Source organism: Bradyrhizobium uaiense, assembly GCF_010811875.1.
Classification (GTDB): domain Bacteria; phylum Pseudomonadota; class Alphaproteobacteria; order Rhizobiales; family Xanthobacteraceae; genus Bradyrhizobium; species Bradyrhizobium uaiense.
Genome location: NZ_VKHP01000600.1, coordinates 1 through 410 on the forward strand (window position 1 = coordinate 1; position 410 = coordinate 410).

Below are 410 nucleotides of genomic sequence, written 5' to 3' on the forward strand. Positions count from 1 at the left end.
ACGGCGCCGCGCGGCGCGAGATTGCCGTGCAGGATCGCCATCGCGCCTTCCGACTTGATCGGGTTCGCCTTGGACCGGATCGCATCCTGTCCCGGCACGTCCTCTGCGTTGGCAACGACCTCGCGCAAAGTCTGGCCGGTGATGGTCCTGGCGTCGAGGTCGATGAGGTCGCCGAGCTGTGCCATCAGCTTCGGAACGCCGCCGGCATGATGGAAGTGTTCCATGTAGTGCTCGCCCGACGGCTTGAGGTCGACCAGCACCGGAACCTCGCGGCCCAGCTCGTCGAACGCCTCGAGGTCGATCTTGTGCGGCGAGCGGTTGGCGACGGCGGTGAGATGGATCAGCCCGTTGGTCGAGCCGCCGATCGCCTGCAAGACGACCTGGGCGTTGCGGAACGACGACGGCGTCAG

The 410-nt window shown here is 66.8% G+C and carries 1 protein-coding gene; it reads right to left on the reverse strand.

Going from position 1 to position 410, the window contains the following annotated elements:
- Positions 1–410, reverse strand: a 410-nt coding sequence (locus FNJ47_RS46685; RefSeq protein ID WP_175068532.1) for a dihydroxy-acid dehydratase domain-containing protein, incomplete at both ends; no start/stop codon positions are given.